The organism is Rhodospirillum rubrum ATCC 11170 (genome assembly GCF_000013085.1).
GTDB classification, from domain to species: domain Bacteria; phylum Pseudomonadota; class Alphaproteobacteria; order Rhodospirillales; family Rhodospirillaceae; genus Rhodospirillum; species Rhodospirillum rubrum.
Genome location: NC_007643.1, coordinates 1,994,313 through 2,014,917, shown reverse-complemented (window position 1 = coordinate 2,014,917; position 20,605 = coordinate 1,994,313). Strand labels below are relative to the sequence as shown.

General features: G+C 61.6%; 18 protein-coding genes, 1 tRNA gene and 1 riboswitch. Of the genes, 10 read left to right on the top strand and 9 right to left on the bottom strand.

Annotated features, from left to right (window positions below; genetic code table 11):
- Positions 1 to 63: 63 nt before the first annotated feature.
- The 5 genes from RRU_RS08935 to metE all read right to left on the bottom strand — a co-directional run bounded on the left by RRU_RS08935 (position 64) and on the right by metE (position 5,469).
- On the bottom strand, positions 64 to 621 hold the full coding sequence (locus RRU_RS08935) for a cysteine hydrolase family protein (protein WP_011389411.1): 558 nt from the start codon (positions 619 to 621) through the stop codon (positions 64 to 66).
- Positions 618 to 932, bottom strand: a complete 315-nt coding sequence (locus tag RRU_RS08930; protein ID WP_011389410.1) for a carboxymuconolactone decarboxylase family protein — start codon at positions 930 to 932, stop codon at positions 618 to 620. Before RRU_RS08930 ends, RRU_RS08935 begins: the two co-directional genes overlap by 4 nt.
- A 183-nt stretch (positions 933 to 1,115) precedes the next feature.
- Positions 1,116 to 1,856 carry a sel1 repeat family protein gene (locus tag RRU_RS08925; protein ID WP_148265476.1) on the bottom strand — a complete coding sequence of 247 codons (741 nt, stop codon included), beginning with the start codon at positions 1,854 to 1,856 and terminating at the stop codon, positions 1,116 to 1,118.
- Between the two features lie 479 nt (positions 1,857 to 2,335).
- The gene (locus RRU_RS08920) at positions 2,336 to 3,127 is read right to left on the bottom strand and encodes an acyl-CoA thioesterase (protein WP_011389409.1); all 792 of its coding nucleotides are present in this window, start codon (positions 3,125 to 3,127) and stop codon (positions 2,336 to 2,338) included.
- Positions 3,124 to 5,469: a 5-methyltetrahydropteroyltriglutamate--homocysteine S-methyltransferase gene (gene metE, locus RRU_RS08915; protein ID WP_011389408.1), complete on the bottom strand. Its 2,346-nt coding sequence runs from the start codon at positions 5,467 to 5,469 to the stop codon at positions 3,124 to 3,126. The genes RRU_RS08920 and metE overlap by 4 nt, the downstream gene beginning before the upstream one ends.
- A gap of 108 nt (positions 5,470 to 5,577) precedes the next feature.
- Positions 5,578 to 5,799, bottom strand: a riboswitch (cobalamin riboswitch).
- Positions 5,800 to 6,005: 206 nt separating this feature from the next.
- Between metE and bigR the strand changes: the two genes are divergently transcribed.
- Genes bigR through RRU_RS08900 form a run of 3 tightly spaced genes read left to right on the top strand, consistent with a single transcriptional unit; the run spans position 6,006 to position 7,212 of the window.
- Positions 6,006 to 6,374 carry a sulfite-sensing transcriptional repressor BigR gene (gene bigR / locus RRU_RS08910; RefSeq protein WP_011389407.1) on the top strand — a complete coding sequence of 123 codons (369 nt, stop codon included), beginning with the start codon at positions 6,006 to 6,008 and terminating at the stop codon, positions 6,372 to 6,374.
- Positions 6,371 to 6,778 carry a YeeE/YedE family protein gene (locus RRU_RS08905; protein WP_011389406.1) on the top strand — a complete coding sequence of 136 codons (408 nt, stop codon included), beginning with the start codon at positions 6,371 to 6,373 and terminating at the stop codon, positions 6,776 to 6,778. Before bigR ends, RRU_RS08905 begins: the two co-directional genes overlap by 4 nt.
- Positions 6,775 to 7,212, top strand: coding sequence for a YeeE/YedE family protein (locus tag RRU_RS08900; protein WP_011389405.1), 438 nt, complete (start codon positions 6,775 to 6,777; stop codon positions 7,210 to 7,212). The genes RRU_RS08905 and RRU_RS08900 overlap by 4 nt, the downstream gene beginning before the upstream one ends.
- An 8-nt stretch (positions 7,213 to 7,220) precedes the next feature.
- On the opposite strand, the gene RRU_RS08895 is transcribed toward RRU_RS08900, so the two are convergent.
- Complete coding sequence (locus RRU_RS08895; RefSeq protein WP_011389404.1) at positions 7,221 to 8,141, bottom strand: LysR family transcriptional regulator; 921 nt, start codon at positions 8,139 to 8,141, stop codon at positions 7,221 to 7,223.
- A gap of 98 nt (positions 8,142 to 8,239) precedes the next feature.
- On the opposite strand from RRU_RS08895, the gene RRU_RS08890 reads away from it, so the two are divergent.
- Complete coding sequence (locus tag RRU_RS08890; RefSeq protein ID WP_011389403.1) at positions 8,240 to 9,046, top strand: NAD(P)H-dependent oxidoreductase; 807 nt, start codon at positions 8,240 to 8,242, stop codon at positions 9,044 to 9,046.
- 99 nt (positions 9,047 to 9,145) lie between these two features.
- Positions 9,146 to 10,681, top strand: a complete 1,536-nt coding sequence (locus tag RRU_RS08885) for a methyl-accepting chemotaxis protein (RefSeq protein WP_376783080.1) — start codon at positions 9,146 to 9,148, stop codon at positions 10,679 to 10,681.
- A gap of 6 nt (positions 10,682 to 10,687) precedes the next feature.
- Here RRU_RS08885 and RRU_RS08880 read toward each other — a convergent pair whose 3' ends face one another.
- Positions 10,688 to 11,095 (bottom strand): RidA family protein, encoded by a 408-nt coding sequence (locus RRU_RS08880; protein WP_011389401.1) that lies wholly within the window; start codon positions 11,093 to 11,095, stop codon positions 10,688 to 10,690.
- 291 nt (positions 11,096 to 11,386) lie between these two features.
- On the opposite strand from RRU_RS08880, the gene RRU_RS08875 reads away from it, so the two are divergent.
- Both RRU_RS08875 and RRU_RS08870 read left to right on the top strand, forming a co-directional pair.
- Entirely contained in the window at positions 11,387 to 11,635 is a 249-nt protein-coding gene (locus RRU_RS08875; RefSeq protein WP_014626232.1) for a type II toxin-antitoxin system Phd/YefM family antitoxin, read from the top strand.
- Between the two features lie 19 nt (positions 11,636 to 11,654).
- Positions 11,655 to 12,116: a type II toxin-antitoxin system VapC family toxin gene (locus RRU_RS08870; protein WP_014626231.1), complete on the top strand. Its 462-nt coding sequence runs from the start codon at positions 11,655 to 11,657 to the stop codon at positions 12,114 to 12,116.
- Between the two features lie 337 nt (positions 12,117 to 12,453).
- Here the strand turns inward: RRU_RS08870 and RRU_RS08860 are convergent, their stop codons facing one another.
- Both RRU_RS08860 and RRU_RS08855 read right to left on the bottom strand, forming a co-directional pair.
- Positions 12,454 to 16,323 (bottom strand): hypothetical protein, encoded by a 3,870-nt coding sequence (locus RRU_RS08860; RefSeq protein ID WP_207301217.1) that lies wholly within the window; start codon positions 16,321 to 16,323, stop codon positions 12,454 to 12,456.
- A gap of 261 nt (positions 16,324 to 16,584) precedes the next feature.
- Positions 16,585 to 16,674, bottom strand: a tRNA-Ser gene (locus RRU_RS08855).
- A gap of 164 nt (positions 16,675 to 16,838) precedes the next feature.
- Between RRU_RS08855 and RRU_RS08850 the strand changes: the two genes are divergently transcribed.
- From RRU_RS08850 to RRU_RS08840, 3 genes are all read left to right on the top strand, one after another.
- Entirely contained in the window at positions 16,839 to 18,158 is a 1,320-nt protein-coding gene (locus RRU_RS08850) for a lytic murein transglycosylase (protein ID WP_014626230.1), read from the top strand.
- The gene (locus tag RRU_RS08845; RefSeq protein ID WP_011389395.1) at positions 18,155 to 19,258 is read left to right on the top strand and encodes a septal ring lytic transglycosylase RlpA family protein; all 1,104 of its coding nucleotides are present in this window, start codon (positions 18,155 to 18,157) and stop codon (positions 19,256 to 19,258) included. The genes RRU_RS08850 and RRU_RS08845 overlap by 4 nt, the downstream gene beginning before the upstream one ends.
- A 177-nt stretch (positions 19,259 to 19,435) precedes the next feature.
- Positions 19,436 to 20,602, top strand: coding sequence for a D-alanyl-D-alanine carboxypeptidase family protein (locus RRU_RS08840; RefSeq protein WP_011389394.1), 1,167 nt, complete (start codon positions 19,436 to 19,438; stop codon positions 20,600 to 20,602).
- The last annotated feature ends 3 nt before the right edge of the window (positions 20,603 to 20,605 follow it).

Sequence of the window (20,605 nt, the reverse complement as noted above, 5' to 3'; positions counted from 1 at the left end):
GGTGGCCCGGCCGACGTCCCCCGTCCGATCCCGCATGGGGTCCCCGGTCGGCAGGCTGTGCGGTCAGAGGAAAAGGGCCGCCGCCGGCAAAACCCGGGTGGAGCGGGCTCCGGCATCGAAGCCATCAAGGGTCGTGTTATGGTGGGCGATGATCTGGGCAAAGCCGAGATCGCCCTGGTCCGCCGTCGTATGACCATCGGCGATCAAGCTGACATCATAGCCAAGCGATACGGCGCGGCGCACGGTGGTATCGACGCAAAACTGCGTCATGCAGCCGCCGATCACCAGATGGTCGATCCCCAGGGTGGCTAGGCGATCTTGGAGATCGGTCTGGAAAAACGCGTCACAGCTGCGCTTGCGAACCACGATATCGCCGCCCCGCGCCGCGATCTCCGGGCGCAGGGCCCAACCCGGCGATCCGACCGCCAGACGGTGTCCGGCCGCGCCATCGTGCTGAACCAGGACAACGGGCACCCCGCCGGCATGGGCCTTGCGGCCGAGCGCCTGAAGGCGCCAGACGGTGTCGTCCAGGGCCAGGTCGATCACCGGCTGGCGCTCGGGCGGGGCGAGGCCGGCGAGGATCGCACATTGCACGTCGATGATCAGCAGGGCGGTGGTCATTGTCCGCTCTGGTCATAGGCGTCCAAAGCGATCGGCAGGGCTTCGATCACGCCGGCGCCAACGGCGGGCAGGCCGATCAGCACGGCGCCGATGATCTCTTCCCGGGTCGCCCCGGCCGCCTTGGCCGATTGGACATGAAAAGCGATGCCCGAGGGCAGGCGCGCCGCCGCCAGAACGCCAAGATAGGCCAGTTCCTCGGTCTTCTTATCAAGCCCGCTCGCCTGATCAAGCCCCTGAACCGCCGCCATCCAGGCCTTGGCATGGCCGGGCGCCTCGGCGAAAAACCTCTCGAAAGCCTTTGAAACCGCCATGATATTCCCCGCAAGACGGATTGGGTCCGAGCACCGTCGTTTCTCTGGCGCCACGGACGATCGATCCAACGAGCTTAGCGAAAATTGAGGGAAGAGTCAGAGCTTAGGAGATATCAATACGATCATTGAAAAATACGAGATCAATTTTCTAAATTTTTCGCGTAGGTATCAAAAATATCAAATCTATTGCGAATATTTGCCACAGATAAGTGGGTCTGTCGTCGCCCAACGCGAGTTTGAAAATGCTTTATGTAGAAAAAGAAGATGCCCTTCCGCATCAGGATCTCCATTTTTTTTGGCATTTTCTAACCAATACTCTGCTTGATCCGGACAAAAATAATATTTAGTAGCGTGACCTGCTAGAATATAGCCAAGATTGTCTTGGGCCGCAGCGTATCCTTTTCTCGCCCCAATGATATACCAGTCAAGTGCTTTTTCATATTGCGATGCAGCATGATAACTTCTTCCCGCGAGAAAAGCAAATCGCGGCTTTTTTTCATTAAAAAATGCACTTTCACAAAACTTTATAGACTCTTTCCATTTTATCTTTTTAATAGGGACAAAAGGATAGCCCTTTGGTCTATCTTTATCATGATCTGCCCCAGCAAGCAAATCACATTCATTTATACTGTTTTCTTTTTGTGTATCTTCAACTATTTCGATTGTTTCAATTGAATCCTCTCCTTTTTTAGATATTTCATTAAAAAATGGATATATATTATTTTTGCACCATTCGTAATTATGGCATTTATCCGATATCCGATCAGCAAATTCAAACAAAGTCAAAATGGCTGTCATAATAGCAACTAACATTGTAAAGAAACTCATTAAATATTTTAAATAAACTTTCTCTTTAGGAATATCTTTTTTTTTAATCAGAATGATTTTTTTTGAAAAGCTTTCATTTTTTGATTCTACATCCAATTTTGAACCTCCGTTCAGTATTAAATTTTAAAATATTTAATAACTATGGAAACTTATCATACCAAGTGCACAATTTTCTTAAATATCATAGAAAACAAAATTTTGCAACCATAGGATATCTCATGGGAATTTTTCTCTGAAAAAACACAAACCGCGCCAGGAAATACGGAACTTTCTGTATAAAAATACGTCATTTGACGCCAAACAAGGCATCTAAGGATTCATCGAAGCCATTCGCCATGAGGTCGCATCCTTTTTTGATATTGCCTTTACCTTGGTCGAGCTAGGACCGATGCGGACGACTTTCACTGGTTGACTGGTTAGCGCCGATGCGACTGTCCCTATGACAGCACGTTGATTGGCGCCCTGCGCCGAGTTCCAAGAGCAAGAAGGATCTTGCTGCGGAGATTGATATCAATGCGTGATGGTTGACGAACAGTCCCGGGGAGGCGCCTAGGCCTCCCCGAGCGGCGCTTCGATCAGGCGGCGACGGTGGGGCGGTGGAGGGCGTCCACCGCGACCATGATGAAATGGCCCAATCCGCACAGACGGCGGTCGCCCGAGAGCAGGTCTTCGGCCCACAGTTCGACCTCGACGGTCAGCGAGGTCCGCCCGACCCCGGTGACGCGGGGGATCAGTTCGACGATTTCGCCCTTGTGGATCTGGCTTTTGAAATCGACCCGACGCGACGAGGCCATGACGATGGTTTTGCGGCAATGGCGGGTGGCGGCGATGAAGGCCGCCTTGCCCATGGCGGCCAGGGCATTGCCGCCATAAAGACTGCCGTAGTGGCTAGTGTGTTCGGGAAAGACCATCTCGACCATGCGCAGGGCGTCGTCGGTCGGTGGCGGCGGCACGGCGGCTTCGGCCCCGGGGCGCAGCGGTGGCAAGGCGCCACCCCGGGCCTCCAGTCCCTCGCCGAGCGCGACCAGGGTGAAGAGCCCCCGGCCGCAGTGTCGGCGTTCGCCCGAAAGCGGCACCTCGGCGATCAATTCGACCTCGACGCCCAAGGATCGCCGGCCGACGCGGGTGACCGATCCGACCAGTTCGACGATCTCGCCGAGATGGGTGGGGGCGGCGAAATCGACCTGCTCGCACGACGCGGTGACGAATTCGACATGGGCATGGCGCGAGGCGGCGATGAAGGCGACCTTGTCCATATGGGCAAGGCCGATGCCGCCAAACAGCGTGCCATGGTGGTTGGTGTGCTCGGGGAAGACGATATCGACCAGCCGGGTCGCGGCCGCCGTCCCCGCGGATCGGTCGGTCATTGATCCTCTCCCGTCAGCAGCACCGCCCGCAGGGCGCGGGCCGCCGCCACCATATTGACCAGCGCCGGCCGCACCTCGTCCCAGTGGCGGGTCTTCAGCCCGCAATCGGGATTGACCCAGATCTGATCATCGGCGAGGCGCTGGCGGGCGAGCCTGAGCAAATCAACCATTTCCCCAACCTCGGGCACGCGGGGCGAGTGGATGTCGTAAACGCCCGGACCGATCTCATTGGGGTATTTATAGAGGCGAAAGGCGTCGAGCAGCTCCATCTTCGAGCGCGAGGTCTCGATGGAAATGACATCGGCGTCCATCGCGCCGATGGCGGCGATGATGTCGTTGAATTCGGAATAGCACATATGGGTGTGGATCTGGGTCACATCGGCAAGGCCCGAGGCGCAAAGCCGGAAGCAACCGATGGCCCAGTCAAGATACGCCCCCCATTCGGCCTTGCGCAGCGGCAATCCTTCGCGCAGCGCCGCTTCGTCGATCTGGATCATCTGGGCGCCGGCGGCTTCCAGATCGCGTACCTCGTCGCCGATGGCCAGGGCGATCTGGCGGCAGGCCACGGCGCGCGGCACATCATCACGCACGAAGGACCAGGTGAGGATGGTCACCGGGCCGGTCACCATGCCCTTGACCGGCTTGGCGGTGAGCGATTGGGCGTAACGCCACCATGACACCGTCATCGGCTGGGGCCGCGACACATCGCCAAACAAAATCGGCGGGCGCACATAGCGCGAGCCATAGCTTTGCACCCAGCCGTGGCGGGTGAAGGCGAAGCCCGCAAGCCGTTCGCCAAAATACTGCACCATGTCGTTGCGTTCGAATTCGCCGTGGACCAGCACATCGAGCCCGATGTCCTCCTGCCAGCGAATGGCCGCCTCGGTCTCTTGGCGCAGGAAGGCCTCGTAATCGGCGTCGCTGAGCGTGCCCTTGGCATGGGCCGAACGGGCTTGGCGCACCGCGGCGGTTTGGGGAAAGGAGCCGATCGTCGTCGTCGGGAAGGGCGGCAGGCCAAGGGCAGCGCGTTGCGCCGGCGCGCGCTGGGCAAAGGCGTGGGAGCGCTTGGCGCTCTCGGGGGTGATCGCCGCAAGGCGGGCGGCAACCGCCTTGTCATGGACGCTGGTCGATGTGGCGCGGCGCTTGGCGGCAAGATCGGAGGCCGCGAGCTGGTCGCTCACACAGGCCCGGCCCCGCGCCAAGGCCTGGCCGAGCACGGCCAGTTCGGCCATTTTCTGCACCGAAAAGGCCAGCCAGTCCTTCAGGTCGGGGGCGAGATCGGTTTCCAGTTCGAGATCGATCGGCACATGCAGCAAGGAGCACGACGGCGCCAGTTCGATCCGCTCGGCGCCGATGCGGGCCAGCACCGGTTCCAGCCACGTCACGATCCCCGACAAGGGCGCCCGCCAAACGTTACGGCCGTTGATGACGCCAAGGGACAAGACCAGCCGGCGCGGCGCCTTGGCGATCACGGCGTCGAGTTGGTCGGGGGCGCGGACAAGGTCGAGATGAAGGCCGGCGACCGGCAGGGTCAGGGCGGTCTCGAGATTATCGCCCAGCCCGCCGAAATAGGAGGTCAGCATGATCTTCAGGCCCGGCAGGGCATCGGCGAAGCGGCAATAAGTTTGGCGCAGCGCCTCGCGCGTCGGCTCGTCGAGATCAAGGACAAGGCAGGGCTCGTCGATCTGCACCCACTCAGCGCCCGCTTCGTGAAGCTGGCGCAGAATGTCACCATATACGGGAAGCAGGCTGTCCAGCAAGGAAAGCGGATTAAGGGAGAGGTCCTTGCTTTTTCCAAGCTTTAGGAAGGTGACCGGCCCGAGAAGAACCGGACGGGTTTTATAGCCAAGGGCCTTGGCTTCGTTGAATTCTTCGACTGGCTTGCGCGAGGCCAGGGTGAAGGTTTGGTCTTTGGTGAATTCCGGAACCATATAGTGGTAATTCGTGTCAAACCACTTGGTCATTTCAAGGGCCGGAACGCCGTGGGTGTCTTCCGCCGCGCCATGGGCGCAGGCCGCGCCCTGGCTGCCCCGCGCCATGGCGAAATAGGTATCAAGCGGCACGGGTCCGCCCGTCCAGCCATAGGCTCGGGGAATGGCGCCGACCATGACGCTGGTATCAAGCACATGGTCATAAAGCGAGAAATCATTCGAGGGAATGACGCTGACGCCCTGGGCGTGCTGGCGGGCCCAATTGGCCACGCGCAAGGCGGCCGCGGTTTCCAGAAGCGCCTTGGCGTCGGATTGACCCGACCAATAGGCTTCGAGCGCGGTTTTGAGTTCGCGACGCGGACCGATCCGCGGCACCCCTAAAGTGCTGATAGGCAAAGAGAGAAGAGACACCGGCTTACCCCAATCGACGTTGGGGGCAAAGGCCGAGCGGAGGCCGGCGGAATCCGGACGGTGGCAAACCCCGTGGATCGCAGGCGCACCACCGGGACACCCCGCCCAGGGAGGTTATGACATCGCGGCAGGTCTCCTGGCTTACGGGTCGTCGCCGCTGTCTGGCCTTCCCACCCCCCTTGCCGGGGGCAGTGGCACGTCTTGACAGCGGCTCGCCGCTTACAGTTGCGGGGGCAGCTCCGGCATCGCCAAAACGCGGCTCACCGGATTCCCTCTTAGCTCCGGCACCCGACAAAACGGTGCCAAAGAACCACGATCCTCAAAGCTTACGCGTGCCGCCAAAGGTCGTCAACGGAGATATGAAGATATCTTTATATCCTGATGTCATCAGACGTCTCGCCGATCCAGGGCCTTATCCACGGCGCTTCGCAGCGCTCCTCGGGGCGGAAGGGGGCCGGCAAGCCGGTCCTTGACCTCTATCATTATTCATTCTATTTAATTATATAATGTTTGAATAAAGAAGGAGGGGGCCGGCGATGCCAGCCGTTGTGAACGATAACGCCCGGGTCGATGACCCCGATGCCGATCCGGCGCGCATGGCGCGCGCCGAGATGGAGAGGCGAGCCGCCGAGGTGGCGGGCCTGCTTAAAACCCTGTCCCACCCCTTGCGCCTGATGCTGGTCTGCGCCCTGGTCGAGGGGGAATATGGCGTGGGCGCCCTGGAAGAGCGGCTCGGCATCGGCCAGCCGGCCCTGTCCCAGCATCTGGGCGTGTTGCGGGCGGCGGGCCTCGTCGAGACGCGGCGCGAGGCCAAGCAGGTCTTCTATCGCCTGACCGACGCCAAGGCGGCACGGCTTGTCGAAGCCCTTTACACGATCTTCTGCGTCGAGGAGGGAACGCCATGAGCGTTTTTTGGCCCCCTTTGCTGGGGGGGATGCTGCTTGGCTTGTCGGCGGCGCTGCTGCTGATCGGCAATGGCAAGGTCGCCGGAATCAGCGGCATGGCCGGACGGCTGCTGCAGGGCCAGAGCCGGGTCGAAAGCGCGGTTTTCCTGATCGGTCTGCTGCTTGGACCGGCGCTTTACGCCCTGATCGTCGGGGCTTGGCCGGCGGTGACGATCGTCGCCTCCTGGCCGGTCATCGTCATCGCCGGCCTTTTGGTGGGCTTTGGCACGCGGATGGGCTCGGGCTGCACCTCGGGCCACGGGATTGTCGGTCTGGCCCGCCTGTCGCGGCGCTCCCTGGCCGCCACCGCGACCTTCCTGGTCTGCGGCGTTTTGACCGCCTCGCTGATGGGGATCTTGCGATGAGCACCAGAACCGCTTTGCTCCGTCTGGCGCTTGGCCTGCTGGCCGGCGGCCTGTTCGGCTTCGGCCTGGCGCTTTCGGGCATGATCGATCCGGCCCGGGTTCTCGGCTTCCTCACCCTGGGAAGCGGCGCCTGGGACCCCAGCTTGATGTTCGTTCTGGGCGGCGCGGTCGGCGTGGCGACCTTGGGCGTGGGGGTAGGGCGGCGCCTGAGCCGTCCGGCCTTTGACGATCACTTCGCCCTGCCGCCGACAACCGGCATAACCCGCCGGCTGCTGCTTGGCGCGGCGCTGTTTGGCATCGGCTGGGGGCTGGCCGGTTTCTGCCCCGGTCCGGCGATCGCCGGGCTGAGCCTGGGTTTGGCGCCCGTCGCCATTTTCGTCGGGGCGATGGCGATTGGCATGATCGTTCACGACCGCTTTTTCGCCCGGCGATAAGCGATGCTTTAGCTTGTCTCCAGTCCAGGGATCTGGCCGATCCTTTCGACCAGGAAATCAACCAGCAAGCGAACGCGGGCGATCGCCGCCCGCTCGGGAACGATCAGCATGTTCAAGGGCACGGCGGGCGGCGTGTAACCGGGCAAGATAACTTCGAGCCCGCCCGCCGCCACCAGATCGTCCACCAGCCAGCGGTGGGTGGGGCCAAAGCCGCGACCGGCGCGAAAGGCCTCGCGGGCCGCAAGCCCCTGATCGACGCGCAACCGCCCGCCAACCGGCACGCGGTGGCGCTGACCATCGGGCCCACGCAGCTCTAGAACATCGCTTCCCGCCACATTCGCCATGGTGATGGCGTCATGGCCGGCGAGGTCCCCGGGGGCGGCCGGTCGGCCGCGCGCCGCCAGATAGGCGGGCGCGGCGACAAGCACGCGGCGGCTGAGACCAAGGGGGCGAAGCTTCAGCCCGCTGTCGGTCAGCGGCCCAAGGCGCAGGGCGATATCGACGCCCTCGCGCACAAGATCGATGCGCTCGTCGGTCAGGCCAAGATCGACGCGGATATCCGGGTAGCGATCCTGAAAGGCGAAGATCAGCCCGCTGATATGAAGAACACCCAAGGCCGCCGTGCAGGACAGGCGGATCGTTCCCGCCGGGGCGCCCCGCGCCGCGCGGGCTTCTTCGCCCGCCTGATCGACTAGGCGCAGGATCTGCAGGCTGTCGGCATAATAACGGCTTCCCTCGTCGGTCAGGACGACCCTGCGCGTGGTGCGGCTGAGCAACGCCACGCCGACGGCCTCTTCCAACTCGCGCAAGTGGCGGGTGATGGTCGATTGCCCAAGCCCCAATTCGCGGGCGACCGCCGACAGATTGCCCCGTTCGGCGACGCGCACGAAGCTGCGCAGGCGTTCAAGCGTGACCTCTGATTTATCCATTTTTCGGCTCAATGAAATCCATTTTCCATGGATAGCGGATGAATGCGCCCGGATCTAGGTTGGGGATCGGTTTTTCTCTGGATCGCATCGGTGCCGTCATGAAGATTTTGCTGGTTTTCGCCCACCCCGAACCGCGCTCGCTCAATGGCGCCTTGCGCGATGTCGCCGTGACCGAGCTTCGCGCCCAAGGTCACGAGGTGCGGGTTTCAGACCTTTACGCGATGGGCTGGAAGGCGGCGATCGACCGCGACGACTTTCCGGCTTTGCCCCCAAAGGCGCGTTTGCAAGTCGCCGCCGCCTCGGGCGAAGCCCTTGCCGCCCAGGCCCTGACCGGGGATGTGACGGCCGAGCAGGACAAGCTGCTGTGGGCCGATCTCCTGATCTTGCAGTTTCCTTTGTGGTGGTATGCGATGCCAGCCATTCTCAAGGGCTGGGTCGACCGTGTCTATGCCTACGGCTTCGCCTATGGCGTTGGCGAGCACAGCGACAGGCGGTGGGGCGAGCGTTTCGGCGAAGGTCGGCTTGCCGGGAAACGCGCCATGCTGATCGTGACCACCGGCGGCTGGGAAGAGCATTATTCGGCGCGCGGGATCAATGGCCCGATCGACGACCTGCTGTTCCCCATCACCCATGGCATCCTTTTTTATCCGGGCTATGCGGTGCTGCCGTCCTTCGTCGCCTATCGGGTCGATCGCCTAGACGGCCCCGGCTTCGACGCCCTGGCCGAGCGCTTGCGCCAACGCCTGCGCGGCCTTTCCACCACGCCCCCCATCCCGTTCCGACGGCAAAACGGCGGCGAGTATGCCATCCCGAGCCTGGAATTGCGCCCGGACCTAGGCGCGGCGGGGGCGATGGGCTTCGCGCTGCATCAAGAAGACGGTGATCATGTTGATAAAGCTCGATAAAGGTCGAAGCGATAGTCCGCCTATACCCTACCTCCAGGGTCGGCAAACATTGAACCTCGTCTTGTTGGGCTATATACTAAATAAGCAGCATCTATCGCGATGTATGCTCAACTTGAGGTATGGGGTTCGAGAATGGCTTTTAGCATTTTTGGTGGGGGGGCGGCTAACCGATTGACCGCGCTCAGCACATCAATGGCTTTGATCGAATTTGACCTGGACGGCACCATTCTTGCGGCGAATACAAACTTTCTTACAGTGATGGGGTATCGACTTGACGAGGTGAGGGGCAAAAAGCACAGCCTGTTCGTCGAACCCGCCGAACGCGACAGCGCCGAGTATCGCGCCTTCTGGGATCAGTTGCGGCGGGGGACGTTTCTGGCCAGGGAATTTAAGCGCGTCGGCAAAGGCGGCAAGGAAATCTGGCTGGAGGCGTCTTACAATCCCATCCTGGGCCTCGGCGGAAAGCCCACTGGCGTTCTCAAGATCGCCACGGATATCACCCGAAAAAAGGCCGAGGCCGTCGAGCTGCAGGAAAAAGTGGCGGCGATCAGCCGCTCCCAAGCCGTCATCGAATTCGCCATGGACGGCACGATCCTCACCGCCAACGAAAACTTCTTGAAAACCATGGGCTATCGCCTTGAGGACATCCAAGGCAAGAACCACAGCCTGTTCATCGCCCCCGGCGAGCGCGACAGCGCCGAGTATCGTCAGTTCTGGGATATCCTGCGCCGCGGCGAATTCCAGGCCAGACAATTCATGCGCATCGGCAAGGGGGGCAGGGTGGTCTGGCTTGAAGCCTCGTATAATCCGATCCTCAACCTTGATGGCAAACCCTATAAGGTGGTGAAGTTCGCCACCGATATTTCCGGGCGCAAAGAGGAAAACGCCGCCCTGGCCAAGCAATTCGAGACCGGGGTGAAGGCCACGGTTGAAACGGTGGCCTCATCGGCGGGAAAAATGCAAAACACGGCGCAGGCCATGGCGGCGGCGGCCGAGCAAACCTCGCAGCAATCCTCGATCGTTTCGACGGCGGCCGAGGAACTTGGCACCTCGGTCAGCGAGATCGCTCGCCAGATCGCTCAGGCGACGCGGGTGACCGACGACGCGGTGGCCGAGACCAAGGCCTCGGAAAAGCTGGTGGGCGAGTTGGTCACCGCCGCCGACAAGATCGGCGCGGTATCCCAATTGATCGCCGACATCGCCAGCCAGACCAATCTTCTGGCGCTCAACGCCACCATCGAGGCCGCCAGGGCCGGTGACGCCGGCAAGGGCTTCGCCGTCGTCGCCTCGGAAGTGAAATCCCTGGCCAATCAAACCGCCAAGGCGACGGAAGAGATCGAACAGCAGGTCAGCGGCATTCAGGACTCAAGCCGGGCGACGGCAAGCGCCATCCGCCAGATCGGCTTGGTGATCGCCCAGGTCAGCGAAATCAGCGCCTCGATTTCCGGCGCGGCGGAGGAACAGGCCGCCGCCACCCGCGAAGTCTCGCAAAACATCAACGGCGTCGAACAGGCGGCGGCGCAAACCGGCCGCTCCTCCACCGAGCTTCTCAGCGTCGCCCAATCGATGTCCCACCAAGCCGACGACCTGGAAACCCGCGTCGACGCGTTCCTGCGCAAGGTTCGATCGATGTGAGGTCGCTCACGGGCGTCCGTTGGCGACCGGGATGCGGGCGATGACCTTGATCTCGAAGTCGAAGCCGGCGAGCCAGGTCACGCCGACGGCCGTCCAGTTCGGATAGGGAGGCTTTGGGAAGACTTCGTTCTTCACCGTCATGACGGCGGCGATTTGCTGCTCGGGGTTGGTATGAAAGGTCGTGACATCGACGAGGTCGTCGAAGGTGCATCCCCCCGCCGCCAGCGTCGCCTTCAGATTGGAGAACGCCCGCCGGACCTGCTCGACGAAGTCCGGTTCCGGCGAACCGTCGGCCCGGCTGCCCACCTGACCGGAGACGAACAACAGATCGCCCGAGCGGATCGCGGCCGAATAGCCATGCGCCTCGTAAAGGGCGTGACGGGTCTCGGGAAAAACGGCGGTGGCTTTGGTCATGACACAGGATCCTTCGGAACCCTCCGCCGCGCGACCGGACGGACTGGAAAAGGGAGTATCAAGGGCATCGCGCCTGCCGCGTAGCGGATATACATCGTGCCTGGACGATTGACCGCGCCCCGTTCCGGTCACGCAAGCAGAGATCGAGGTGTTCGAGCAATGGTTCGGCAACCTGTTCGATGACCTGTTCGATCCCGAGGGCTGACGCGTTAGGGATTTGAAATCGGCGTTGAAATCCGTCCTTCGATAGATTAAATGTAGTCACATATGCCTACATATGGAGGGCGCACCATGCTGACTATCAACCTCAGAGAGGCCAAGGCTGGCTTTTCCAGCCTCGTTGATGAAGCTGTCAAAGGAGAGATCGTGACCATCACCCGTCACGGCAAGCCCGTTGCGGCCCTGGTTTCGGTCGAGGCGGCCGAGATCGCGCGCAAGGCGCTGACACGCAAACGGGCGGGCCTTGTCAGCTATCTCAGGACGTTTCCAAGCGAAGAGTTCCCGCGCAACCGCAAACCATCGCGGGATGTCGAGCTTTGAGCGCGCGGGATATCGAGCTTTGAGCGGCTTCCTTCTCGACACCAACATCGTCTCCGGGCTGGCGCCGTCGAAGTTGGAAGCATCCGCTGACTTCCTCACCTGGCTGGACCGCATGGATGCCGATGGCCGGATATTTCTGTCGGTCGTCTCCATCCATGAGATCGAGAAGGGAATCGCGCTCCTTGAGCACAAGGGGGCAACGGCAAAGGTCGCGAGCCTGAAGGCATGGCTCAGTGGCCTTGTCTCCATGTACGACGACAAGATCATTAGCTTCGATGCGCAGGCTGCCGCGATCGGGGGGCAGTTGGAAGCGAAGGCGCTCGCGGCCGGCCATGATCCCGGCATGGCCGATGCCGTTATCGCCGGCATCGCTGCAGCGCATGAACTCGTCGTTGTCACCCGCAACACGAAGCACTTTCTGCCGTTCGGTATCGCCGTGTTGTCGCCTGACGAGGCCGCTACCAAGGGGGGCCCGGCATGACCGCTTCCTCTTGCGCAATTCCGCTACGCGCCGCCCTCTCCCCATGACCATCCGCACCGGCAAGGGCGGGCGCGACCGCAGGGAAGAACACGCCGAGCGCCGCGGCGAGCATACATATTCGCCGAAGTCAATAAGCGGGCCACGGAATCGGAATTGCGCCTCAAGCGGCTCTATGATGCCATTGAGGCGGGCGTGGCCGATCTGGACAACCCGGCGCTCAAGGACCGCATCGACGGTCTCAAAACCTGATCCTAAAAGAGTTGAGCGATTTCAGTTTTTTTTGTGATTCCTTGTTTGGTTCGTAGTTTGTGGACACTTTCTGAAAGTTGCCCTTCGACTAAATGCTCCCGAAGTCGGCTGACATAAAAAGCAAAGATAAACACCCCATCACCTCGACGATATCGCTGGAGGTTCCGCCAATCGCAGCTTGCGCTTTCGCGGCGAGATCAATATCCCCGGTCCGTAGGTGCTCAATCAGTTCCGACACAGCCGTTTGCAGATCCACGTCAAAATTATGAATTTTCCTGGTCAGTTCATCGCGCTTGCTGGAAAAGTCGATATCCAAATTTCGGCGGGCAGTGATTTCTTCTTCGGGACGTGTCTCAGTTCCAAGGCCTTTTTGATCCATCGCGCCAAGTTCGCTGGCCAGATGCACCACCTCCCCAAACAAGACCGCTATAGCAGACGAAGCTTGGGGCAATCCGAGTTCTTCAGCCCAACCGGCGGCGCTTTGGACGTCAGGAAGAAGAGTTTGGTAACCAGACCTCGCCAGTGCCGGAAATGCGATACCCTCAATGAAAGGCATGATCGTCAGGTGGACCTGCCAGTCCACCAATGACCTTATGAGCTCCGCTTGTTCAGCGAACGCGACCACCGCATCCGCAATATCGAGCGCAGGCAACAGCGCGAGAACGTCTGCTGGTGGCCACGGGAGACTACCTGTAGCATTAGCACGGAGATGGAAATCCGCGACGATCCCGGCTTTCTCTGCCGAGCGTTCAATTTCAACCTTACGTTGTGCTAATCGTGTTTCCCCCGCAGCCTTGGCAGAGAGGGATACGAGCCGAAGAGCGTTGCCCGCTCGTGAATCTTTGCCGCGCACCGCCCAAGTTACCGCTGGCGGCTCCTTTCGCTCGTGCGCTTCCCCGGCCAGCAGTCGCAGCGCCTCCAAGAGCGACTTGAGTCGCACGAGCATTAACGGAGCCCCCTCGCCAATGAGCGGCCAAGGCTCTTCAGTAACGGTAATGTCGACATCGACGATGAGATTGCTCAACCAAGCAATGTATGCGCCAGCTTGATCGGGCAGTATCGCGAACTTCTTGACGAGATTGACGCTTGCGCTGTGCAAAAGGTTCTGAAACTTGGTGACAGCGGTGTTGGTCTCTCCGCTTCCCGCGCCCGCCGCTTCCAATGACGAAACAGCGGGGGGTGTCAGCGCTTCAGTATCCGCATTGAGTGAATTCAGCCTGTCGGCGAGGCTCCCGAGTGCATCCTTTCCTCGCAAATGCGCATCGAAGACCTTCTCCAACGTCGGCACAAGAGCCTCGAGAATTGCAACGCCTCTTGCGAGATAATCGCTATAGCTCGGGGCGGCGACGCGGCGGGAGATTAGATCCCTCCACCGTCTGTTCCATTGAGGAACCGACAGTGGAGGAAGATTCTCTCGGGGAATCCGCTTTGTCACGCGCGGCACCTGGGTAAGGTTCGCCAATTCGCCACTTGCGGTAATAGCGTTGGACACCGCAATTTCAGCCGAAGGACACAGTGCCAATATCCGCTCGCACAAACTCACAACCGAGTCGTGCGGATTTTTCTGTACAGAGCCGGCGACGTACCAAAGATCGCAACGGACGATCACTCCCTCATCGGTATCTTCGATTGTTACAGGCCCGGCCCAAGCCGTCTCTGCCTGAACCCGTACGAACAACGCCTCTTGCCCGACCTCCGCGACCCAGTGACAGGCGATCTCACGATCCAGAGCGGACAGGGTGCCCATCACCGACCCGACGAGATTAAGATCGGCATTCAAGAGGCCTTCTGGAACCTGCGTCAGGCTGGTCCGTATTGCATCGGGCAAAGGTATTCCGACCAGGGCTGCGAGAATCTCATCGAGGCTCGCCAGATCCGCTGCCTCAATCAGGGCGGACAAGGCAGAAGGTGACATACGCTCCATCAACAGACGACGTGGGTCATCTTTCGGCGAGCCTTTGATCTGCGAAAGTAGATCCGCCGCAGCCTGGACCTCCGGGATTATGCTGAGACTACTCAGATCAATACCGGCGATCCCGAACATTGCGGCGCTCCCGACTTGCGTTCGCGGCAGCGCACGTGCTTCAGGAGTGTCCAGCCATTCGTCCACGCCCGAGGAAACACGGCCCAAACCTAGGCCCCGAAGCGCTGAAGCCAACGCCCGCGCATCCTGCTCGCCATCCAAGCGGGCAATCAAGCCATCGAGCACTGCCGGGACAGGTAGGCGCCGCGCAGATAGTGTGTCTGCGACCAAGGGTTCGAGATCGGTAGCGGTAACGCTTGCGACTGTCCTTTCGAAACTCGTTTGGAGGGTCGGCACCGTTGTCTGATGTGTGAGCCGCAACAATTCTTCAGATCGAAGCTGGTGTAGGCCAGTGACCGCGCCCGGAGCAGGCGAACGCACCAGATGTTCCTGGATGAGGCGTTGTAATGCGCGTGACAGATCGGCCTGACTGACCGAGAGCGTGCGCGCCAGTCGCTGCGCATCGACTTCAGCATTTGCTGCGCCTGCCCAAGCGCCGGATCGCAAAATATCGAGTTCAAGGGAACGCTTCGGATCCGAAATCCTGGCCGCAACCTGATCGGCGAGGAGTTCGTGCATTCGTTGTCCGCGTGTTAAGATATGGACGTATTCGAGAAGGAGACCATCGCTCGTCTTCCACGGCTCGCGCCACCCCGCCCAGTTTGTCTTTCCCGCTTCGCGCAGTTCCCGCCAGAGTCGCTCCGCGAGTTCATCATCGGGATCGGCGCATATTTCGGCGGCACGAGCACGCTCAGCAATCAACGTTACATCTTCTTCCCGGATCGAACCGAGCAGGACGACGCCGGGTACCGACATCGCTTCTTTAAGCAAGACACCCCAGCTTTCCGGTCCATTTCGGCCAATGTCATCCATGACGAAGCCCAAGGGACTGTCTTCCGAGGCGCGGAACGTGCGGATCAACTGGCGCAGAGATGGAATATCCGCCGCGCTCAGACGACGAATTCGAAACCACCGCACCGTATGGCGCAATATATTAGCGGTTTCCCACATCAAAGCGGATTTGCCGGCCCCAGACGGGCCGACGATCAACGCGGCCCGACGTTGTTCAATGCCTTCCATCAATGCCGATCTGCTTCGGGGCCGCTCGGATACCAGTCCCGCCGCAATGTGGCCGGGTTCTACATCAACCCCGAGATAGAAGTTCGGGTCATTGAGGGGGGTGAGGAAATCGACCGGTTCGCAGACACCATCCCTGAGGGCGTGTTCGATCGCGTCAACGTCGATAGCGGCCAAGACATCGCGGATTGAGATTTCCGTGTCAGAGATCGAAAGGCCACGATAGTTCTCGGACGCCAACCGGCCGTTGGCGTCGGCCAAGGTGCCTACGCGAATAAGAAGTTCGGCAAAGCACATCTGGGCCGCGGTAGGGGCGCAACGTAGCCGGTTCTCGATCAGGCTGATCGCCCATTCCTTCGGTGAGGTCGCCACGATGATCGACGTTCTCGGGAGAATATCTGAAACCCCATTAAATTTTGAAAGTCTGGCGCTGATTTGACCTTCGATTGAGCGGGCTGTGGGTTGACCTTCGAGGGGACTGAGGCCCGACCCCTCCCGTTCAAGAACGAGTTCCAGTCGCTCCGGCCGCTTTGCGGAGCCAAGCGACCGGTTCCATAGATCTTCTATGTGCCCGGTTATCTCCCCTTCTGTATAGCCCCCAAGGTGCTCACGCCGACTCTTAACCTGGACAAAGCTCGTTGCTTCGCCGCGCAGTTCAATATCGTCGCCACCTTCCGGGATCATAATGGCGGGCGCTCGTTGACCAGCCCATATTTCCACAGCTAACCAAGCGGACACGGCATCCTGGTAACGAAAGCCTCGACCGGCGTTTGATCCTGCCCTAGACGCGACCTTGGTTGGTTTAGAAGGCGGCTTTGGCTCGCGGCGCCGCTCTACACTTTTTGCTTTCTTCGCCACGTATGATTCCCTTACCGCTACTGCGAGCCTGCAAGGCTTAGGTCACTTTACCTCGTGATATGTGGCGGTGCCCGATTATTATATTTAAGTCGCTGCTTTCTTGCGGTTTCTTTTGATCATTTTTGTTACTCAATAGATCAAGCATTGTATAGTAACCAATGCGAGGCGGCTTTCAACCAACACCCAATAAGCCTGTCAGTGTACAGTCGGCGCTCTTCCAAAATGGAATTATCGCATCATCACGTGCCATCGGCGGGGATTTGGCGGAGGGGGTGGGATTCGAACCCACGGTGAGATTGCTCCCACGGCGGTTTTCAAGACCGCTGCCTTAAACCACTCGGCCACCCCTCCGGCTTACCGGCCTGTCTTAAGGGGGACGGGGAGGGGTGTCAACGGGGGGTTCTTGGGGGAGGGGGCTTTGGGCGGGATCGCGGTTTCCTTGCCCATGGGTTGGACATTGCCGGTGGTTTATGGCACGTCTTGGATCCCCTTATAAAAAGCAAAAGAGTGTCCCCATGGCCCGTCGCCCCTTCGCCCTGGCCGCCCTGCCGGTGGTTCTTCTCGCCCTGTCCAGTTGCGCCGGCGCCGACCAAAGCCAGCGCTCGGGCGGGACCGGCGGCGGGCGATCGGCGCCGGGGATGGCGCCGGTGTCGCCCATCGCCCCAGCGGCGGCGCTCAGTCCGGCCGCCGAACAGGCCGCCTTCGCCCAATGGCTGGTCGGCATGCGGGCCGAGGCCCTGGCGGCGGGCATCAGCCGCGCCACCGTCGACAGCGCCTTGGGCCGGGCGCGGATCGAGCCGCGCATCGTCGAGCTTGATCGCAAGCAGCCCGAATTCAACAAGACCCTGGCGGGCTATTTCGCCTCGACCCTGCCCGACAGCCGCATCGCCAAAGCCCGCGAGATGATGGCGCTGCACGCGCCGTTGCTGCGCTCGCTTGAACAACGCTATGGCGTGCCGGGGCGCTTCCTGGTCGCTTTCTGGGGGTTGGAAACCAATTTCGGCGGCACGCTCGGCTCGTTCCGCGTCGTCGACGCGCTGTCCACCCTGGCCTTCGAGGGCCGGCGCGGCGCCTTCTTCCGGGCCCAGTTGCTTGACGCCTTGCGCATCATCGACGCCGGCCATGTCAGCGCCGACGCCATGATCGGCTCGTGGGCCGGGGCGATGGGCCAAACCCAGTTCATGCCCTCGACCTTCCGCGCCCATGCGGTCGATTACGATGGCGACGGCCGCATCGACATCTGGGGCAGCCTGCCCGACGCCCTGGCCTCGGCGGCGAAATACCTGTCCGATCTGGGCTGGAAGGGCGCCGAGCCCTGGGGGTGGGAGGTGGTGCTGCCCGCCGGGCTGGATCTGGCGCGGGTCGGCCTGGAAGAACGCCGGCCTTTGGCCGATTGGGCGGCGCTCGGCTTGCGCGGCGCCGATGGCCGGGCGCTGGGGGCGGGGGCCAGAGCCGGGGTGACGGCCGCCCTGCTGCTGCCGGCGGGCTATCGCGGCCCGGCCTTCCTGGTCACCGACAACTATTTCTCTATCCTCAAATGGAACCGCTCGATGCTCTATGCCCTGGCCGTCGGGCTCTTGGCCGATCGGGCGGCGGGCGGCGGGCCGCTGGTCCATCCGCCGCCGGCCGACGAGGCGCCACTGCGCAGCGCCGATGTCGCCGAGATCCAAAGCCGCCTGTCCGCCCTGGGCTATGACGCCGGCACGGCCGATGGCGTGATCGGCGCCCAGACCCGGGTCGCCATCCGCGCCTATCAAGCTTCGATCGGCGCCCCGGCCGATGGCTATGCCAATGACGCCCTGCTCGCCGATCTGCGCCGGCGGAGTGGCCGATGAGCGTGAAGAGTTGGCGCGGCGGGCGAAGCTGGCGGGCGCCGCTTGGTCTCTTGCTGATCAGCGCCGCCGCCCTCGCCCTGTCGGGCTGCGCCGAAACCGGGCTGGCCTTTAATACCGCCAAGCAGGTCGGCGGGCGCGGCGACAGCGGCAAGGGCAGCTACAAGATCGGCGAGCCCTATCAGATCGGCGGCAAGTGGTATTACCCGAAAGAGGACTACAGCTATTCCCAAACGGGAACCGCCTCGTGGTACGGCCAGGATTTCCACGGCAAACGCACGGCCAACGGCGAAACCTTCGATATGAACCGGCTGACCGCCGCCCATACCACCTTGCCGCTGCCCAGCATCGTGCGGGTGACCAATCTTGGCAATGGCCGCTCGGTCACCGTCCGCGTCAATGATCGCGGCCCCTTTGTCGGCGAGCGGTTGATCGACATGTCGCGGGCCTCGGCCCGGGCGCTTGGCTTCGAGGCCCAGGGCACCGCCCGCGTCCGCGTGCAGATCCTGGCCCAGGAAAGTCAGGTCGCCAAGCGCGAGGCGATGGGCGGCGAAATGCTCTATGCCGGCGACGCCCCGGTCTCGGCGCCGCGCGGCGCCGTTGAAAGCGTGGCGATGAGCGATCTTCCCGCCTCGGGCGGATCTTCTTACGCCGCCTCGGGCGGGTCGCGCCGATCGGTGGTGGTCGCCCCGGGATCCAGCGTGCGCCAAGCCACGCCGACCGGGGCCGAGGGCTGGGGCGAGAGCGGCGGTGGCGGCGGCGGGGGAGGGCGCATCGTCATCCCCGCAGCACCCCCGCGCGCCGCGCCCGCCACCGGCGCCTTCACCCTGGGGCCGGCCACGAAGGCGCCAGCCGCCGTCCGGGGCCCCGCCGGCGGCGACGCCTATGTCCAGGTTGGCGCCTTCGCCGATCTCGGCAATGCCAAAACCCTGGAAAGCCGCCTGAAATCCATCGGCCCCACCGTCGTCATGCCGGTGACCATGGGCGATCATGTTTTGTACCGGGTGCGCCTGGGGCCCTTCGCCGACGGCACCCAGGCTTTCAACACCTTGCGGACCACCCAGACTTCAGGTTATCCAGAGGCTCGACTCATCGAGGACTGACGGATTGCCTCCAATCCGACATTTTTGTCCTCATTTCTTGTCGTCCCTTGCGGTCTGGGCACGGTGTTCCAGGGATGCCCGCCGCCGGGACGCGGGTCGACTCGGCGCTGGGCCGTATGCCACGGACCCATTCCCCAGGCGAGTTGACCGTCACTTTTTCGATGGAGCGATAAGGTCGTGATTGCGCTCGCCCGCCATCTTACGCCATTCGTGCTGGCCGCCGGCCTGCTGACCGCCATGCCCGCCCAGGCTTTCGAAACCAAGGCGCGCCATGCCCTGGTCATCGACCTGGATACCGATACGGTTCTGCTTGATAAAGACGCCGATGTGCCGATGCCGCCGTCGTCGATGAGCAAGCTGATGACCGCCTATATGCTGTTCGAGCGGCTGAAAAGCGGCTCGCTGTCGCTTGATGACACCTTCAGCGTCAGCGAAAACGCTTGGCGCAAGGGCGGGGCGGCCAGCGGCGGCTCGACGATGTTCCTCAATCCCGGCGCCCAGGTGAAGGTCCATGACCTGATGCGCGGCATCATCATCCAATCGGGCAATGACGCCTGCGTGGTGGTGGCCGAGAATCTCGCCGGCGACGAGGCGACTTTCGCCGCGGCGATGAACCGTCGGGCGAAGGAACTGGGGCTGACCAACAGCCATTTCGTCAATGCCACCGGCCTGCCCGATCCCGAGCATTATATGACGGCCCATGATCTGGTGCTTTTGGCCGAACATATCATCCGGGATTTCCCGGAATTCTACGAGATCTACGGCGAGACCAAATTCACCTATAACGGCATCGTTCAGCACAACCGAAATCCTTTGTTGTATATGAACATGGGCGCCGATGGCCTGAAAACCGGCCATACCAATATCGCCGGCTTCGGCCTGACCGCCTCGGCCGTCCAGGATGGACGGCGGCTGCTGATGGTGATCAACGGCCTGCAAAGCAACAAGGAACGCTCGGAAGAAGCCGAACGGCTGATGTCGTGGGGCTTCCGCAATTTCGAGACGGTGACCCTACTCAAGGCCGGCCAGCCGATCAGCGACGCCGATGTCTGGATGGGCGAGGAGGAAACCGTGCCGCTGGTTTCGGTGAACGACCTCAAGATCACCCTGCCACGGGCGGCGCGCCGCGACATGGTGGCCAAGGCGGTGTTCGAGACGCCGATCCCGGCGCCGATCCAGGCCGGCGACCGCATCGCCACCCTGGTGCTGACCGGGCCGGATATGGCCAAGCTGGAATACCCGCTGGTCGCCGGACGGGCGGTGGAACAGCTGTCGTTCTTCGGGCGCATCCTGGCCTCGGCGCGCAATGCGGTGTTCGGCACCGCCCAGCCCGCCGCCCACTAGGCC

Excerpts from the sequence above, each read along its gene's own strand:
- bigR (WP_011389407.1), top strand. The coding sequence starts at position 6,006 with ATGCCAGCCGTTGTGAACGATAACGCCCGGGTCGATGACCCCGATGCC.
- RRU_RS08885 (WP_376783080.1), top strand. The coding sequence starts at position 9,146 with ATGTATGCTCAACTTGAGGTATGGGGTTCGAGAATGGCTTTTAGCATT.
- RRU_RS08880 (WP_011389401.1), bottom strand. The coding sequence starts at position 11,095 with ATGACCAAAGCCACCGCCGTTTTTCCCGAGACCCGTCACGCCCTTTAC.
- RRU_RS08845 (WP_011389395.1), top strand. The coding sequence starts at position 18,155 with ATGAGCGTGAAGAGTTGGCGCGGCGGGCGAAGCTGGCGGGCGCCGCTT.
- RRU_RS08905 (WP_011389406.1), top strand. The coding sequence starts at position 6,371 with ATGAGCGTTTTTTGGCCCCCTTTGCTGGGGGGGATGCTGCTTGGCTTG.
- RRU_RS08930 (WP_011389410.1), bottom strand. The coding sequence starts at position 932 with ATGGCGGTTTCAAAGGCTTTCGAGAGGTTTTTCGCCGAGGCGCCCGGC.
- RRU_RS08895 (WP_011389404.1), bottom strand. The coding sequence starts at position 8,141 with ATGGATAAATCAGAGGTCACGCTTGAACGCCTGCGCAGCTTCGTGCGC.
- RRU_RS08890 (WP_011389403.1), top strand. The coding sequence starts at position 8,240 with ATGAAGATTTTGCTGGTTTTCGCCCACCCCGAACCGCGCTCGCTCAAT.
- RRU_RS08875 (WP_014626232.1), top strand. The coding sequence starts at position 11,387 with ATGCTGACTATCAACCTCAGAGAGGCCAAGGCTGGCTTTTCCAGCCTC.
- RRU_RS08900 (WP_011389405.1), top strand. The coding sequence starts at position 6,775 with ATGAGCACCAGAACCGCTTTGCTCCGTCTGGCGCTTGGCCTGCTGGCC.
- RRU_RS08850 (WP_014626230.1), top strand. The coding sequence starts at position 16,839 with ATGGCCCGTCGCCCCTTCGCCCTGGCCGCCCTGCCGGTGGTTCTTCTC.
- RRU_RS08920 (WP_011389409.1), bottom strand. The coding sequence starts at position 3,127 with ATGACCGACCGATCCGCGGGGACGGCGGCCGCGACCCGGCTGGTCGAT.
- RRU_RS08935 (WP_011389411.1), bottom strand. The coding sequence starts at position 621 with ATGACCACCGCCCTGCTGATCATCGACGTGCAATGTGCGATCCTCGCC.